Raw genomic sequence first — 19154 nt, forward strand, 5'->3', positions numbered from 1 at the left:
GATGCTTTTATTTCCAATCACTCTTTGAGGAGCTCGCTGCGAGTCAGGGCCGCCCAAGCAAATTAAGTTGTCGCTTCGCGGGAGGCCAGAGCCCCTGATTGAGAAGGGTACTCAGGGCGCGAGATTTAACTGATTTTGAGTTGTCTGTTAGCTACCGTCAATTTTAGGACAAATGTTGCTTCAAAAAATCTCGAATTTGCTTGAGCTGAAATCCTTTAGCAAGTTGGCGCAGGTGATGAACGAAAGGCACTAATGTCGCGTCCGAATGTTCGAGTTTAGCAGTTTCTTCCAGAATAGCTTCAATATCCCCCATTGCAGCCAATCTTAATAACGCCAAGACTGACTCTGAGGCAGGAGACACCATCCTTGAGTCAGCAGCAGCAATCTCAGAAGATGCTTTTGCAGTTTGATCTATCCGCTTTTTGGTTGGTGATCTTTCTTCGTAAACCCATTCTAGTCTCAAATGCAGGCGCAATAATTCTAAAAGCTCGTTAGTTTGAATCGGCTTGGTGAGAAAATTATCGCAACCTGCAAGTATACTCTCTTGCTTGGTAGTCTCGTAAACGTTAGCGGACAAAGCCAGGATAACCGTATCTTTTAATTCCGGCAACTGTCGCAGCCGCCTGGTAGCTTCCCAACCGTTCATTACGGGCATCAGCAAATCCATTAAAATTATATCCGGTAGAAATTCCTGTGCTTTGTGCAAGCAGTCTTCGCCATCTGTAGCTTCTGCAATTTCAAAGCCTAAATGAAAAAGCAGCCTGTGCAACATGGCGCGATTTACTTCGTGATCGTCCACTATTAGCACTTTCCGCCGGGAGCCGATAAAACCTACAAGCCGCCTTTTTTGTTGCCGGGAGGGGAGTTCCGAACACTGGGCGACTGCTGGCAAGTCTACATCCAACCAAAATATGCTGCCTTTGCCGGGGGTACTTTGGACGCGAATTTGGCTGCCCATCATTTTGACTAATTTTTGGCTGATGGAAAGTCCCAGTCCAGTACCTTCGACGAAATTGTTATGATCGCCCACTTGATGAAAAGGCAAAAATATTTCTTCTAATTTATTCTGCGCGATGCCAATGCCGGTATCTTCGATTTGAAAGCGAATTTTAGGCGTAGGGGCACGATCGTCGGTATTGTCTGCTGTTATCACCTCGCGCGCTTCTTTTGTTTCCAGCGGCGGGAGCGACATTTGCTGCGCGTCTAAATTCGCGGTCAAATGGATCATCGTTTTAGTGGCAATTTCCGCTGTCAAATTACAAGTGTCGCAGTTGGTTTGAGGATAATTCTCGGGGAAATTTTCTGCATAACCCACTTTGAATGTAACGCTGCCACGGTTCGTAAACTTAACGGCATTGCTGAGCAAATTAATCAAAACTTGACGCAACCTTTTTTCGTCTGCCAAAATGCCGTCGGGAAGCGCTGACACCTGCTCGTAATTAAAGGCAATTCCTTTTTGAGCCGAGCGCATCTGGAACAAATCAATAATACTTTTAACAAAACTGGCAAAATGCACGTTTGTCAGCGACAGCTCCATTTTACTAGCTTCGATTTTTGAGAGATCTAAAACATCATTGATCAGCATCAGCAGGTGATTGCCGCACTGGTGAATGTTGTTAAGACTTTCCTGCTGATCTGGGGTAAGGTTTTTATCGACTTTGAGCAGTTGAATGTATCCCAAAATCCCGTTCAAAGGCGTCCGCAATTCGTGGCTCATGTTGGCGAGAAAGTCGCTTTTAGCGCGGCTGGCGGATTCGGCGGCTTCTTTAGCTAATTGCAGGGCGGCTTCTGCAAGTTTGCGATCGGCAATTTCGCTTTGTGCTTGTTCAAATAGCATCGATTGCTGAATGGCGATCGCCAACTGCACCCCCAATTGTTTTAGGCACTCTCCCTCCAATTGCTGCCAGGGACGCGGGCCCGTGCAGTGGTGGGCAATTAACAGCCCCCACAAGTTTTCGCCTTGCAAAATCGGCACTACCAGATTCGCTCTCACATCGAGCCGAGTCAACAAAGCCAAGTGGCAGTCGGCCAGGCCAGCATTATAAACATCTTCTATGGCTCTAATTCGGCCGTCTCGGTAAAGAGTAACGTAGGCTTCCCCAAAACAGGGGTCATAAATTTCCATTCCTACAATTGGTAGGAAATTTTCGGCAACCGACTCGACAGCGATAAATCCACTCCCCTCCGGATTGAATTGGTAAATAATAGTGCGATCTACTTGCAAAAAATGCCGCACTTCTTCGACACTTTTGGTAAGAATTTCTTCTAGATTTAGAGAAGATCTAATGCGTTCCAGCATGGCTACTGCTAACTGTTCGCGCTTTAATTTTTGGCGCAATATCAGTTCTGATTCTTTGCGTTTTGTGATGTCGGTAATTACTGCAATTAAACCGATGGAATTTCCATTAATATCTTGAATACTGTCGGCTCGCACCAGAGCAGTTACTGCTTCGCAGCTCTTAGTTTGCAGCGCAACTTCACCACACCAAGAGCAACCTTGACGAAGGCTTTTATAGATTTGTTTGTAATTTTTATGCCGGACGTAAAGCGCTGCCATATCGCCAATATCATTGAGTTCTTCCACCGTGTAGCCGTAGCGCTGAATGAAGGCTTGATTGTGGTAAATAGATCGCCCTTTCAAGTCGGCGATCACGATCGCATCGCTGGTACTTTCGACGGCTTGAGTGACCTGCACTAAAGCTAATTCTGCTGCTTTGCGATGGCTAATGTCCGTCATCGAACCCACCATCCGCAGAGGGTTTCCGGCTTCGTCCCACACTGCTTGAGCGCGGGCGAGCACCCACTTATAGCTACCGTCTTTGCACTGCAAGCGGTATTCGGCGGCGTAATTGGGAGTTTGGCGATCGAGATAAGCTTGGATCGCTGCTTGCACTCGTGAGCGATCGTCTGGATGGATGCGATCGATCCATGCGCTGTTGGTGCTGTCGATTTCGCCGTCTGTGTAACCGATAATTTCTTGCCAGCGGGCCGATCGAAAAGCTTCATTTGTCTGAAGATTCAGATCCCAAATTCCGTCTTGATTGCCTTTGAGAACTAACTGCCAGCGTTCTTCACTTTTACGCAATTCTTCTTCGGCTTGTTTGCGCTGAATATGATCGCCCAACTGAGTCGCTACAGCCTTAACCAACTCTACTATACGCGGTTCCATAATCGAGCGCTCGCGCTTGCAGAATACTAAAACTGCCAGCACCTTTGAGCTAGCGTGAATTGGCACTCCGAAACAAGCTTTCAATCCGACTGATGCCGCCATTTGCGATCGGGCAAAAAGATGATTTTTAGCTAGAGAAATATCTTCAATCCATTCTACATTTCTGGTTGACCAAATCCGTCCAGGTACTGCCACTCCGGTGGCGAATCTAATTTTTCTACTTTCGCGGCCGAACGTATCTAAATCGCGATCGCTAGCGTACCAAGTTTCGCTGTGTTCCAAAAAAGTACCATTAGCAGTCGGTATCCAAGCTTCCGCAAAATTCCAGCCGATCGCATTGCACAGCAACCGCAGGATATCTGGGAGGGCGCTGTGAAAATCTGCCGACTGACTAATGGCTTGACTTGCTGCCAGCAACAGCTTTATTTCATCTTCTGCTTGCTTGCTTTCTGTAATATCAGTTCCCGTGCCGAGAATTTGTTTTAACTTACCATCGGCTGTTTTTGCAAATACGGTATCTCTGCTGACAATCCAGCGCCAAAAACCATCCTTGTGCCTAATTCTGTATTCAATTTCAAAGATATCCCCTTCCGCACCAGTTTCGACTTGCTGTAAATAATCAGGTATTTTGAGTGAATCTTCCGGGTGCATTAAAGTTGACATCATCCACGGCCCGATTGCCTGAATCTCCTCTACTGTATAGCCGAGAATGCGGTATATAGAAGCGTTCGCATAGATATTTTTTTGTTCTATTAAGTCATAAACATACAACATATTAGGACTTGCCCCAGCAATTTGTTGAGCGAACCGCTGGCTTTCTCGCAGTGCTGCTTCTGTTTTTTTTCTTTGGGAAATATCGCGAACAATGCAAATGATTTCCCCGTCGGGCAGCATTGTCAGCGAGACATCTATAGGGACTTCCGAGCGGTCGCGACGGCATCCTACTGCTTCGGTGCTGTAAGAACCTTTCTGCACTAAAGTCGGCAGGACTTCTTGCTCGAACCTTTGCAGCTCTGCACCTTGGTAGAATGTTTGCCAACTTTTACCTAAGATTTCTTCGAGAGAGTCGTAACCGTAGATTTTTAGTCGGGCTGCGTTGCAATAAATCACCTCTTTGTCGGCACTGAATATGGCGATACCTTCGGAAGCTTGGGCCATGGCTGCTGCTTGCCTCTGGAGGACTGACTCGGAGCGTTTGCGTTGAGTGATATCGCGGACGATAGCGATAATTTCGTCCTCCGTGCAGAAGACCATTCTCGCTTCAAAATCGTACAGTTCACCATTAACTGGCATTTGATATTCTACGACTTGAATCTCGCCAGTGTCGATCGCTTGTTGATTGCCGGACAAGATTTTTTCAGCAAAAGCAGCCGGCAATATGTCTTGTGCTTTTTTACCAATTAGTGATTGTTGTGGTAGGATATTCTCGAAATCTTTGGCCGGCTTGAAGTCTACAAAAGTGCCGTCTGCCCGACAGCGAAATATCATGTCTGGTATCGCATTTAAAAGAGCGCGGTTGGTGGCTTCGCTCTTACGCAATTCAGCTTCAGCTTGCTTGCTAAATGTAACGTCGCGAGCCACTGCATAAATCAAACCTTCTCCTGCAAACGGCGATGCTGTCCACGACAGCCATTTATAAGTACCATCTTGGCAAAGATAGCGGTTTTCTAAGCTAATAACGGGGTGGCCTTTTTTAAGTTTTTCTAATTCGGCTACAGTAATTTCTAGGTCTTCGGGATGGACGAATTCTATCAAAGGTTTGGCTAAGATTTCATCCCTGCTATAACCTAATACATTTGACCAAGCGGGGTTTAAGCGTTTGAAATACCCATCAAAACCTGCAATGCAAAGTAAATCCAGCGAGAGATTAAAAAATCGATCGCGGTCTTGCTGGGTTTGTTTCAATTCCGTAACATCCATCACCAAACCGTCCCAAACTATATCGCCGTTGGCTTGCTTTTCTGGCTTGGACGCCCCTTGCAGCCATTTCACTCGATCTCCCATAACTTGTCGCCACTGGTGTTGCCAAGCTTGCTGAGTCGCCGCTGAAGTTGCGATTGAGCGCTGCAAGTCTGACATGTCGTCAGGGTGAACTGTTGCAAAAGCCAACGTAGCATTTTCTTCTATTTGTTCTGGCTTTAAATTGTAGAGTTGCCAACTGCCCGAAGAAACGTAAGTAAAAGATGTTTTACCATTTGCATAAAGCCGATATTGATAAATCATTCCCGGCACATTGTCTGTCATTATTTGAAAGCGAGCTTCGCTTTCCTGCAATGCAATTTGCTGCCGTTTGTAGTCAGTCACATCTCGCATTGTGCCGACCAACATTTTACGACCATCGCCGTTGTTAAAAACTGTTTTTTTGGTAGAGATAATGCGTTCTTTTCCGCCGCCATCGGTAAAATTTTCTTCTGTTTCCTGAGAAAGACTTCTTTGCAATACTTGCTCGTCTTGTTGCCAAAAAAAAGCGGCTTGTGCTGGGGGAAAAAAATCGTATCCTGACTTGCCAATCAGTTCCGATCGCCTTTTTCCTATCAAATTGCAAAAAGCATCGTTTAATACGATCCATCTGTGCTGCTCATCTTTGACAAAAATCGGGTCAGGAGTAGAATTTATTGTGTGATTTAAAAACTCTTCTGATGCTTTTAATTGAGCTTCGTAACGGTAGCGATCGCTCACGTCCAATACTACTTTAATCAGGTGGTCAATCGAGCCGTCGAGGGCGCGAATACAGCGCAGAGAAACTCTAGTATAAACTGTTTTTCCGTCTTTTCGGCGCCACCTTTGGTCTAAAACATAGCCTTCACTCTCCGCTGCCAAAATTTTATTTAGCTGCTCTAAGCTAGGCTGCACGTCTTCAGGAAAAACCCACCTATCCCAATTCTCGTGCAAAAAATCTTGGCGATCGTATCCCAGCAAATCGCACAAAGCATCGTTCACTTCCAACCACTCGCATTTTTCTGGGGCTGAGGGGGAAATAGGAGGAGCCAGAATGGCAATTCCGACGAGAGAATTCTCGACTACCGACCGATATTTTTCTTCGCTTTTTCGTAAAGCTTCTTGGTTGTGCTGTCGCTCGATTGCGTAGCGAAGCGATCTAATTAACACTTCGCTGTCGATTTTTCGCTTGACTAGATAATCCTGAGCTCCGGCTTGAATTGACTGCACGGCAAGCTCTTCATCGTTGCGGGCAGTCAGTACGACAATCGGAGTATTTAGGCTGTATTCTTGTATTTTGACAATTGTACTTAAGTCTTGGCTGTCGGGCAGCGAAAGGTCTAGTAAAATCACATCAAAATGTTCACCGACCAAAAGTTGCTGCGCTTTGCTCAGACGGTCTGTACAGCTTACTGAGAGACTTTGACGCTCGCCTCGGCTGACATTTGTTTCTAATAATAATTCTTCGATAAGATCGGCTTCGGCTTGATTATCTTCGACTAGAAGAACTTTAAAGCCGTTTCGCTTTGCGGCTGGGCTCAAAACTGATATCATATACCTTGTTCTTTGTCATAAGGCAGTCGAGCTAACTATTATAGCATATAAATAATTCTATCGCCCGAAATCCCGCCACTGGGAGTTAAAAACTCTGTGGTTCAATAATTACAATCCACGCTATGGGACTGTTTTTTTGCTCTAAGTATATCCACGCAATTAGAGGCATTTTAGGGTTTTTAGGAGCTCGGTTTCACAAAAAAACTAAGGTGCTTCGTGTGGTGTTTTTTTGGGCGAGCGCCCCGGTCAGTCGATTTTAGATTTTAGATTTACTCTACAAATGAATCGGGGAGGTTGAACCTTAGTCTAAAATTTTTGCCGACTCAGGACTCCTGTAGGAAACTGGTATCCGTTTTTGGGCGGGGTCAGCCGATCGCGCGATCGAACCGCACTCTTTGTTGTCTTTCAATTCCCCTAGCAACACCCTCCAAGCGATATCCCCGCACCAATGAGCACTCAACGCCAAAAAAGCGGTGGGAACTATCTTCGCTATTCATATTTTTACCAGTTCTTTTATGATACCTTACATAAACTCATTACTGCGATTTCTTTACTTTTTGCAATCAAATAAAAAATCTCCACAGGCCTTGCTATTTAGGAAAAAAGTGATAATCTTGAAATAGAGGCAATCGAAAACTCGGTTGATACAGCCTAGGAAAAAATCAGAGAATTTCGGTAACAAAATTACAATTAAAAATAAACTGTCTTTTGTTTACTGGCTTTTGACAGAACTGAGATGAAGTTGAGAGGAAAAAAGTAATGCTCGACAATTTAGCAATTGCATCACGATCCGTTTTAATTCCCAAAGAAAAAGCCTTAGTATTATTGTTTGATGAAGTCGGCATCGCCGACATCCCATTAGTAGGCGGTAAAAATGCTTCTTTGGGCGAAATGATTCAACAGTTAACCGCCCAAGGAGTCAGAGTTCCCAACGGATTTGCAACTACAGCACACGCTTATCGGCACTTCATCCAGTCAGCGGGTTTAGAAGCTAAATTGCGCGAAATTTTTGCCGACTTAGACGTAGAAGATCTGCAGAACCTGCGACAAAAAGGCAAGCAAGCGCGGGCACTGATTCTCGACACACCATTTCCCCGAGAACTGCAAGCGGCGATCGCGGATGCTTACGAAAAATTGTGCGATCGCTACGGCGACAGTACAGACGTAGCAGTACGTTCCTCCGCCACCGCCGAAGACTTACCAGACGCCAGTTTCGCCGGACAGCAAGAAACCTACCTCAACGTCCAAGCTTGCGCTGGCGTCCTCGAATGCTGTCACAAATGCTTTGCTTCCATATTCACCGATCGCGCGATTTCCTACCGCCAACAGCGAGGTTTCGATCACTTTGAAGTCGCCCTATCAGTCGGCGTCCAAAAAATGGTGCGATCGGACTTAGCATCCTCCGGCGTCATGTTCAGCATCGACACCGAAACCGGATTCAAAAACGCTGTATTAGTCACCGCCGCTTACGGATTAGGCGAAAACGTCGTCCAAGGCACCGTCAACCCCGACGAATACTTCGTGTTTAAACCAACATTAAAACAAGGTTTTCTCCCGATTTTAGACAAACGCCTCGGCAGCAAAACACTCAAAATGGTGTACGATATCGGCGGTTCTAAATACACCAAAAACGTCTCCGTCATAGCAGCCGAAAAAAATAAATTTGCCATACAAGATGATGAAATTCTGCAACTAGCAAAATGGGCAGTCCTCATCGAAGAACACTACTCTAAAGTGCGCGGGACTTATACCCCGATGGACATTGAGTGGGCCAAAGACGGCAATACGGGCGAATTGTTTATTGTCCAAGCGCGACCCGAAACAGTACAATCTCAAAAGTCTGCTAAAATTTTGCGAAACTACAAATTGCAAGGCACCAGTGCAGTTTTAGCAAAAGGACGCGCCGTTGGCGAATCAATCGGACAAGGCAAAGCCCGTGTGATTTTAGATGTTCACAGAATCGCTGACTTTCAATCAGGAGAAGTTCTTGTCACCAACAAAACAGACCCGGATTGGGAACCGATTATGAAAAAAGCAAGTGCGATCGTCACTAATTCCGGCGGTCGCACTTGTCACGCCGCCATCATCGCCCGAGAAATGGGAATTCCCGCCATTGTCGGCACCGGCGACGCCACCCAAATCTTGAAAAACGGGCAAGAAATCACGATTTCTTGTTCAGAAGGAGACGAAGGCAAAGTTTATGCCGGTTTGCTTCCTTTTGAAATTCAAGAAACTGCGATCGAGAATTTACCCCGCACCCGCACTCAAATTTTAATGAATGTCGGGAACCCAGAAGAAGCCTTTGGTTTATCAGCAATTCCTTGCGACGGCGTAGGCTTAGCGCGGCTAGAATTCATCATTGCCAATCACATTAAAGCACACCCGCTGGCACTAATTCACTTTGACGAATTGGTAGATGAATCAGTCAAAGAAGAGATTGCAGCACTGACAGCACTTTACCCACACAAACCCGATTTCTTCACCGACAAACTCGCCCACGGAATTGCCACAATTGCCGCCGCATTTTATCCAAATCCAGTCATCGTGCGGATGAGCGATTTCAAGAGCAACGAATATGCTAATCTCTTAGGAGGGCGGCAGTTTGAACCCAAGGAAGAAAACCCGATGATCGGGTGGCGCGGCGCCTCTCGCTACTACGACCCAAATTACCGCGAAGCTTACGCTTTGGAATGCAAAGCATTAAAGCGAGTTCGCGACGAAATGGGCTTGACAAATGTGATTCCGATGATTCCATTTTGTCGCACCCCGGATGAAGGGCGAAAAGTGTTAGCCGAGATGGCAAAACACGGTTTAGTTAAGGGCGAGAACGGCTTGCAAGTGTATGTGATGTGCGAATTGCCGAGCAATGTGATATTTGCTGACGAATTCGCCCAAGTTTTTGACGGATTCTCGATCGGCTCTAACGATTTAACTCAGCTAACATTAGGATTAGACCGGGATTCTGCTTTAGTCGCGCACATTTTTGACGAACGGAATGAAGCTGTCAAGCGAATGGTAGAAATTGCCATTAAAGCCGCCAAGAAGTACAATCGCAAGATTGGCATTTGCGGTCAAGCCCCCAGCGATTATCCTGAGTTTGCTCGTTTCTTGGTTGAGTTGGGAATTGATTCGATTAGTTTGAATCCCGATTCAGTTTTGAAGACTTTGTTAGATGTTGCTAAGGTGGAAGGTGCGGGTTCGTTGATGGATTTAGCAGGGGATGTTGCTAAGGTTTAACCGTTTTGGTTTTTGAGAGCAACCGGGTTTCTCAAAGAATAGCTGCCCCATGTTCTGACTTGGTTGTTTTTGAACTCGACCCGGTTTCTCATATCTAGTCCTGTAAAATAACTGATTTCGCGTTTGTAGTGATTAATCCAAGTCCTCTGATTTTTATCAGAACTTGCAGGCGTCACTACAAACCTATTTGATTGCGGGTAATTGACCTGACATAATATCACATCATATCTGCACTCCTGGCTTTATTGAACCCTGGCGCTGCGCTTTACCAAGAAAGTGTCGCCAACAGCGATCGCCCTCCTCACGCGGCAGCTAACGCTTAACACAGGGGTGGCCTAGTTTGAGACTTGATCGGGAACTTTTCTTATTTAAAACCGTCTTTTAGAGGACAATTTTCTATTGCCATCGCCTAAATTAAAAAAAATATTCTCCACATAAGCTCTGAAAATGTGCTAATAGTTCTCCTGATTATTTTCATTGGTTTAGCTCCGTCGCTGCTGTCTTTGTGGGTGATGCGCTCTGCCGAGAGCCAAGCCCGCGACAGAATTGCAGCGGCCAGGCTTGCGGTAGCCAATAGATCCCTGCGAACTCAACTAGCAACTGCCGATCGCACTTACATACAAGGTCTCGGTTATCCGATCGGCGATATCACTTGCGAGTATAACGCCCGCTCTAATTACATTCGCTGCGCTGTCAATCCTTCTGGGCCCTGTCAAGATTGTCGGTACTACCAAGCCAGAACTCTTGACGCTCGCGGTGAAAAGATATAGCTTATATTGATGCTTGTATCTATGCCTATTTGGGGATGTAATAATCAATGAGTTAATATATACTTAAGTGTAAGGATTGTTGTTGGAGCTTGTTTTGGACGAGCCACGCCCAAACTCAGCAATTAAAACCTAATCGAGCATTATTGCTTGGTTACAGTTGCTTGGTTACAGTTGTCATAACAGGGGAATTGCGTTCGGTGTTTTTCTAGTTGAGGATTTACGAGCAGAAACAAAGTTTAGATGATAAATTTTGGTTGGGCGGCGAGAAATCTAGGAATAAATTGGGTTTCTAGTCTCCTGGGCGTAACTCCTGCACTTAAGAAAATTAGCCAACAAAAATCGTAAGTAGCTGAGGGGCAAATCTCCAAATCAGTTTCTCCAAAACATCATGAAAAATTCTGCACGAAACATTGTCCCGAGCATTTATCTTAAACAGAAACCAGCTCGAAGACTCTAAGTTGACAAGTTGAGAAGTTGCTTGTGGGCGGCACTAATCTGTTTTTGCGATCGTAGCGAAACAGTCTCAAACCTAGATTGCTATCTCCAGACTCCAAGTCATGAATTTTTAAGACGCTTCGTCGATACAGGGTATGCCAATTTCAATTGAATCTCATATGTTGCACCATTCTCAAGAATAGGCTTTTCGGCCTGTTCCACAAAAAGTGAATTTTCTTATGGGCTGGGCAGGAGAACCCGCCCATATAAGGGTTGTTGAGAATGGTACAAGATCTCAGTTGAATAACACTTCGGGCACGGCCGCCATAATTATGTCACGGCTATAACTCCCTAATTAATGTCTGGTTGGTATTGTGAACAGGGCTTGCACACCAAAACCAAAGAAACCGAGTTGTTTACCGGGAACGAGGGCTGCAAAGAAGTCTTTTCGTCCCTCAAACCCGGTTTATACGTCTAGAAATAGTGAATTTTCTCTGCAAATTAAAGTGCATTAGACCATGTACAGAAAACCTCATCAAGTAAATTTTTGAGAACTCGTGTTATTATCTACTGCCCGATGTAAGAGATAAGCGTGTAACAGATAGACTCGCTAGCAGAAAAGAAAAAAGCCGAAGGCAAAATATCACCCGATAGAGAGATTATTGGGATTTAACCCCCAAATCCTCAGCGCTTCTGCCGGCGATATTGGCAATGCTATCAAATATCAATGTAGCACTGCTTTGTGCTGAGTAAAATCCGCTTTTTGCTTTTGCTCCAAGTTAAGCAGCAGAGCCTCTTACTCTGCAATTAAACCTTTTCAATAGGTGATAATGATCATCGGGAAATGGGTACATCATCTACAATCCGTGAGCCAATTTGACCATGCAAAGCATCTGCAACAAACCAATTTTTATTACCCCACAAATATGTGAGTCCACCGCAACGATTGCGGGCGAAAACTCCCGAACAACAGCAACTTATCATCAGAAAAAACCAATAAAACAAGTAAAAACAGAGGAGTGTTTCCTGTCCCAGAAACTCCGTGGCGACAGGGGAATTGGGCATCCCCACAGAGAATTTTTGCGAGCAACCGAGTCTGTGGGCGCCCGGACTCTAAAAAATGTACTGTTCCTCGATGCCAGAGTAGAGAACTGCGACAGCTTGGCAAGAGGAGCAACAGCCGATACAGAGGTATTTGTACTGGACTCAACGCGAGATGGAGTCGAGCAAATTACTAGAATTTTGACCCATTGCAGCGATTTAGACAGCCTTCAGATAGTTTCTCACGGTCGAGAAGCGGGGATGCAGCTAGGGTCGATCGAACTCTGCAACGAGAACTTAGAAACCTACAGCCATTTGTTACAGCAGTGGGGAAAAGCCCTCAGCGAGAGAGGAGATATCTTGTTATTCGGCTGCTGCGTCGCAGCGGGGGAAAGCGGCGAGGCCTTCGTGCGGCGGCTGAGCTTGATAGTCGGTGCAGATATTGCAGCTTCCGACAACTTGACGGGGAGTGCGGCACTCGGCGGCGACTGGCAATTAAAATTTGCGACCGGGGAAATAAAAGCGAGAATCGCCATTGAAAAAGAAGTGCTCGAAGCCTACCCTTACGCCCTCGGCACATTAGTTAACGAAACTTTCAAAAACTCCACAGTTAGGGGGCCTTGGATTTACGGGGGAAACAACGGGGCACTGTTCAATCCCACCAGCGGGGTTCCAGCAGCCAATCAACGTATCCCCGGCATTACCGGAGGCACAGTATCCGGCGTACTTCCGGCTTTGGGCGGTTCGAGTCCCGGCGATGGCGCTCTGCAATTAACTCCAGCAGCAGGTGATAGGGAAGCCTTTGTCATCTACAACAACCCCCTTCCTTCAACCGACGGTCTCAGAGTCCAGTTTGATTTTTATTCTTACGGTTCAAGCCAGCAATATAGGGCTGAGGGCCCATTTATTAGCCCTCAGCCAGGGGACGGGCTGGGTTTCTTCTTGATTGACGGCACTGTTAGCCCAACCAGGACTGGGGGTTATGGCGGTTCTCTGGCTTACGCCCCACGAACGGGTATACCCGGTATTGAGGGAGGTTATTTAGGCATTGGGCTTGACGAGTTTGGCAATTTTTCAACATCCACAGAAGGGCGCTCCGGCCCGGAGCCGCCTCGGATTCCCGGCTCCTCTATTGGTTCTTTTAGACCAGATTCAGTAACGGTTAGAGGAAATCAAGCAGAAGGTTATCCGTTTTTAACAAATGCGATCGTTCCCTTCGGCATCGATAACATTCCGACGAGCATTGACTTTAGTGGCCCTGAACCCGGCAGTAGTTTTAACTTCAGCAATACGTTCACCAGTGATCGCAATTTAGCCAAAAGATCCGTTCAAATTACGCTGAATCCATCTAACGATCCGGTGAATCCCTCTCGCCTCACCGTTGCCTTCGATGAAAATTTCGACGACATCTACGAAACTACATTGATCGACATCCCCAACTTGGCCACCGAAAACGGCCCAGTACCGCCACTTTTCAAATTTGGTTTTGGCAGTTCCACCGGAGGCGCCAACAACATTCACGAACTTCAAAACGTGGTAGTTGAAACTATCAATCCTCCGAGTATCGCCGCTGAGGTTGCCACTATTAAGACCGGCCCCCAGTTCGTCAAGTCCGAAGGCAGCATTACCTACAGGATTACTACAGTAAACAAGGGGCCAGCGCCTGCTACAAATGTTCTGATTCAAGACGAAATACCTTTAGAACTGCTGCGTCCGGGCGGATTGCCCCCGGTTCTCAATGCCTCCAACAACGGCACTTACGTGAACCAAACCAAGGCTGTCACCTGGCCGTTAATTCCGGTTCTCAATGCCGGCGAGACTGTGACTTACACCCTGACAATTGATTTGCCGCCCGGTTTAACCAGCGGTAGGAGTTTTGCCAACGTTGCATTCAGCACTAGCTCGACTTTCGACCCCGACCTTAGCAACAACAGCGGTGTGCTTGCGCCAGGGCAAATCGAGGCGCCTGGTGTAGTCTTTACCACAGTTGTCGATACAGTCGCGGATTTAGTTACTACCAAAAGTGGCCCTGTGACTACTTCGGCCGGGTCAAGCGTCGCCTACACATTGACTACGACTAACATCGGGCCAGACCCCGCTGCCGATGTGACCATCACTGACAGCATTATTCCGGGTTTAACAGGAGTCAGCGTATCGGACGGCGGCACTTACGACCCAGTTTCGGGCATTGTCACCTTCCCAGCACTGACGGCGCTGGCAAATGCGGCTACTGCGACCCGCACCATCAGTTTCATTGCCCCAGCCACCCGTACCGACATCAGCAACACCGCCCGGAGTAGGGCGGCGACTTTCGATCCGATCGCCACTAACAACAACGGCTCGACAACCAACAAAGACGGCACTCCCACTAACTCTACGGTTACGACAAGTATTGCGCCCAACGCGGATCTGGCAACCACCAAAACCGGCTCTACGAGTGCTACGGCCGATAGCTCGGTCAGCTATACGATCGCCACAGTTAACTTAGGGCCGAGCCCAGCAGAAGCTGTAACTATCACTGACAGCATAGTTCCCGGGTTAACCGGAGTCACGGCATCTAACGGCGGCGTTTACGATCCAGCGACAGGCATTGTCACCTTCGCCCCCGTGGCAATCGCCAATGCGGAGACTGTCACCCGGACGATCGGCTTCACCGTACCGCCCACCCTAACTTCCATCAGCAACACGGCAAGAAGTACCTCCATCACTCCCGACTCCACTCCGGCCAACAACAACGGTACAAACCCCAACGCCACCGTCACTACCTCGATCGATGCTGTGGCCGATGTTGTCACCCAAAAAACGGCTCCGGCCAGCATCAAGGTGGGCGACACGCTCCTTTATACAATTACTACTACCAACAACGGGCCGAGTCCCGCGACCAACGTAGTCATCACCGACAGCCTGATTCCCGGCTTAACGGGAGTCACCGTATTCGACGGCGGAACCTACAATCCTGCCACAGGGACGATCGATTTCCCAGCGATCGCGACTTTAGCCAGCGGCAGCAGCGTCACCCGCCGCCTGACTTTTGTACCGCCGCCTACCCTGACAAGCATCACCAACATTGTATTGAGCCGATCGGACACTCCAGACCCGGACTTAACGAACAACAACGGCTCGACATTCGCAGTACCCGGTGAGGCGGGGGGCCGAGTCACCACCTCGATCGATCCTGTGGCCGACGTGGTTACGTCCAAAAGGGGTCTCACATCTGCTCCTGCTGGTAGTTCCGTAACTTATACTATAACTACCGCCAACAATGGGCCGAATGCTGCTGAAAACGTAGTGATTACAGACAGCATCATTCCCGGTTTAACGGGAGTCAGCGCATCCGATAACGGCACTTACGACCCCGTGACAGGGGTTGTCACCTTCCCAACAATTCCCAGTTTGACTAGCGGCAGCAACATCAACCGCGAGGTAACAGTAGTCGTTCCAGCGACGGGCACCATTAGCAACACTTCCCAGAGTCGATCGACCACTTTTGACCCCGAACCCAGCAATAACAACGGTTCCGAGTCCAGAGCCACTGTCACCACCGCCATCAGCGCGCAGGCAACACCCAACAAACTTCCATCAGCCAACAGCAGCAACGCTGCGCTAGCGCCCAACAGCGTTGTTCAAATTAGCGGGCTCGGAGGCAGAGACTCAGACGGCACAGTGGTTACATTCACCATCAGCACCCTGCCACCGGCAAATCAAGGCGTCCTGTTATTGGGCGACCCCGCAACGGGGGGAGTCGCCGTCACGGCTGGTCAAACCCTGACAGTCGAGCAAATGACGCAGTTATTCTTCCAGTCGGCCGGCAATTTTACAGGGGCAAACTTTAGCTACAGCAGCACGGACAATCTCGCTGGCAGCAGTCCTGCAGCCACAGTTTCTCTGGTGTCGCTGGCGTTCAACGACCCGCCGGTACCCACAAACTTCAGCAAGACCCTGGCGCCAAACAGCACCGTCAACCTCACAGGGCTGACGACCAAAGACCCCGACGACTCGATCGAATTCTTCACCATCCACACCCTGCCACCCACTAATCAAGGCGTCCTCTTCTTGGGCGACCCCAGCCAGGGAATCCGGGTCACGGCCGGTCAAAGACTCAGCGCAAGTCAAATCAGCCAGCTATTCTTCCAAGCAACCAGCGAATTCGCAGCCACCAACTTTACCTACAGCGCCACAGACAGCCGGGGCGCCATCAGTCCAGCCCCCGCTACAGCCTCCCTGCTAGCACTATTACCTGCCGCCGACGAGCCACCCGTCGCCAACAACACCAGCGTCGCTTTGTTGCTGGGAAGAAGCGTGAACATCCCCGAACTCGGAGGAACCGACCCCGACGGTACAGTGGTTTCCTTTACCGTAAACACCTTGCCGCCAGCCAATCAAGGCACCCTGTTCTTGGGCGACCCCAGCCAGGGAGTGCGGGTCACGGCAGGCCAAAGCCTGACAGCCGAGCAAATTACCCAGTTGTTCTTCCAGGCTTCCGCCAATTTCACAGGGGCAAACTTCACCTACAGCGCTACAGACAACCTCGGCGCCACCAGTGCGGCAGTCGCCACTGTCTCTGTAATTCCCCTTAAGGAACCGATATCCACGCCGACGCCCGCGCCCATACCTACGGCGACACCAACGCCCGCACCGATAACGACGCCGACACCCGCGCCGATACCGACACCCGCGCCGATACCAACGCCGACGCCCGCGCCGATACCTACGGCGACGCCAACGCCCGCACCGATAACGACGCCGACACCCGCGCCGATACCAACGCCCGTGGCGATACCAACGCCCGCGCCGATACCAACGCCCGCGCCGATACCAACGCCCGTGGCGATACCAACGCCCGCGCCGATACCAACGCCCGCGCCGATACCAGCCCCGGAACCAACGCCAACACCACCAACACCCGCGCCCGTCCCGGAACCAACACCACCAACACCAGCCCCGGAACCAACACCAACACCAACTGCAACTCCAACACCAACACCCGCGCCCGTCCCGGAACCAGCACCACCAACACCAGCCCCGGAACCAACACCAGCCCCAACACCAGGGCCTATATTCGGCCCAGTACCCGAACCCGATACCGGTTGCGGTTGTGACCCCTTGCCCCTGCCACCGAACTTCACATTTATCCCACCCCAGCCTTCGCAAATACTTAACTTCGACTCCAACGCCGCACAACTCATCGACATCCAAAACACGATACTAGGCACTGCGGCAAACGATTATTTAACAGGGAACGAAGCTAACCAACTGTTTGTCTCATTTGAGGACGACGACACAATTTTAGGTGAAGCAGGCAGCGATATCGTTTACGCCGACCAACAGCAAGACTTCATCGCAGCAGGTAAGGCCAACGACATCGTTTACGGCGGCAAACAAACCGATGCCGTATTTGGCGGCAAACAAGATGATCGCGTTTTTGGCGATCGCAATGGAGACACATTGTACGGTGATCGCGGTGCCGACACCATAGTCGGCGACAACGGCAACAACATCGACTTGACCGACAACGACAGTGACCTGATTTTCGGCGGGTCTTCAAGCGACGCCATTGCAGGCACTCAAGGTTCGGACACGGTTTACTCGGGCAAAGCTGGCGACATCGCCTACGGTGGCATCGACAACGACCTAATTTGGGGTGACAAAGGCCCGGACACCCTTTCCGGCGACAACGGAGACGACTCTGTGTTTGGTGGCGTACTCAACTCCCTAGACAGTGACCCCGACGGCTTCGATTTGCTATTGGGAGGTGATGGCAACGACGTACTTAACAGCCAAGAACAAGACGACACCTTGCTGGGCGGCAACGGAGGGGATTGGGTGTTTGCAGGCAAAGGGGGCGATCGCATTTTCGGCGAAACTGACTCGGATACTCTCTACGGCAATCAAGGTTCCGACACCATACTCGGTGACTACGGCACTCAACAAGCCAGCACAATTGCCACCGAAGAAGCCGACTTAATTTTTGGTAACGACACCGGCGATATCATCGGTGGCGGCAGCGGTAACGACAGCATTTTTGGCGGCAAAGGTAACGACTTAGTTTACGGCGGCAAAGATAATGACAGGATTTGGGGCGAACTCGGTTCCGATACCATTGTCGGCGATGAGGGAGACGACTCGCTTTATGGCGGCTTGCAAAACCAGTTAGTCTCCGATGTTGATGGCCGCGACTTGCTATTTGGAGGAGATGGAAATGATTTCCTCAATGCGGGTGAGAGTTCCGACTCTTTGAGTGGGGGTTTGGCTAACGATACCCTTCGTGGAGGCAAGGATGACGATGTAGTACAGGGAGATGCTGGCGATGACTTGATCTACGGCGATGATGGCAGCGATATTTTGTGCGGTGATCAGGGTAACGATACCATTAGTGGCGATCGCGGGGAAAATCTGCGAGGCGCTGTGGGTGAAGACGGTCAGCAAGACTGTATTAACGGTGGTAGTGGCGATGACCTGTTATATGGCAATGAAGGTCAAGATACTATCAACGGTGATGATGGTAATGACACTATTTACGGAGGGAAAGATAGCGATATTCTCAATGGGGGTGTTGGGGATGACTGGCTGTTTGGTGATGGCGGAGATGATACTTTGATTGGAGGTAATGGGAATGATCAGTTTGTGTTAAGCGCTAATAGCGGTATGGATACTGTGCTCAATTTTTCTGTAGGAACTGATAAGTTTTTCCTGGCTGGTGGCTTGAGTTTTGAGGCTTTGCAAATTAACTTTACGGCGAATGCCACACTGCTACAAGTTGCGGAGACTGGGCAGATTTTGGCTCAGGTTTTTGGCGCTGATAATTCTCTGACTTCTCGGGATTTTCTGACTCTTTCTCCTTAATACCAAATCGCAGTTAATCCGCTGCATTTCTCCTAAAATTCTAGCAACTCGGTTTATTTAACAAACCGAGTTGCTTAATATTTCACAATAAGAAATATTAACCTGGTGAATTATTGGGTGATTCGACTTGCTAACGAACATGAAATTGGTTGTTAGTGAGTGATATC

Annotated in this window: 5 protein-coding genes; 3 read left to right on the forward strand and 2 right to left on the reverse strand. The window is 48.7% G+C overall.

The window, feature by feature from the left end:
* Positions 1 to 163: 163 nt before the first annotated feature.
* On the reverse strand, positions 164 to 6661 hold the full coding sequence (locus D0A34_10995) for a PAS domain S-box protein (protein ID UNU19325.1): 6498 nt from the start codon (positions 6659 to 6661) through the stop codon (positions 164 to 166).
* 759 nt (positions 6662 to 7420) lie between these two features.
* Here D0A34_10995 and D0A34_11000 point away from each other — a divergent pair.
* Entirely contained in the window at positions 7421 to 9898 is a 2478-nt protein-coding gene (locus D0A34_11000) for a phosphoenolpyruvate synthase (protein ID UNU19326.1), read from the forward strand.
* On the opposite strand, the gene D0A34_11005 is transcribed toward D0A34_11000, so the two are convergent.
* Positions 9895 to 10074: a hypothetical protein gene (locus D0A34_11005; protein ID UNU19327.1), complete on the reverse strand. Its 180-nt coding sequence runs from the start codon at positions 10072 to 10074 to the stop codon at positions 9895 to 9897. The two genes, D0A34_11000 and D0A34_11005, sit on opposite strands and share 4 nt — an antisense overlap.
* Positions 10075 to 10347: 273 nt before the next feature.
* Here D0A34_11005 and D0A34_11010 point away from each other — a divergent pair, with 273 nt between their 5' ends.
* Positions 10348 to 10668, forward strand: coding sequence for a hypothetical protein (locus tag D0A34_11010; GenBank protein ID UNU19328.1), 321 nt, complete (start codon positions 10348 to 10350; stop codon positions 10666 to 10668).
* Between the two features lie 1317 nt (positions 10669 to 11985).
* Positions 11986 to 18987 (forward strand): DUF4347 domain-containing protein, encoded by a 7002-nt coding sequence (locus D0A34_11015; GenBank protein UNU19329.1) that lies wholly within the window; start codon positions 11986 to 11988, stop codon positions 18985 to 18987.
* Positions 18988 to 19154: the final 167 nt, after the last annotated feature.

Source organism: Microcoleus vaginatus PCC 9802 (assembly GCA_022701275.1).
In the GTDB taxonomy this organism is placed as follows: domain Bacteria; phylum Cyanobacteriota; class Cyanobacteriia; order Cyanobacteriales; family Microcoleaceae; genus Microcoleus; species Microcoleus vaginatus_A.

Bases quoted from the DNA above. Each gene is read 5' to 3' on its own strand.
- D0A34_10995 (UNU19325.1), bottom strand. From the start codon at position 6,661: ATGATATCAGTTTTGAGCCCAGCCGCAAAGCGAAACGGCTTTAAAGTT.
- D0A34_11000 (UNU19326.1), top strand. From the start codon at position 7,421: ATGCTCGACAATTTAGCAATTGCATCACGATCCGTTTTAATTCCCAAA.
- D0A34_11015 (UNU19329.1), top strand. From the start codon at position 11,986: ATGCAAAGCATCTGCAACAAACCAATTTTTATTACCCCACAAATATGT.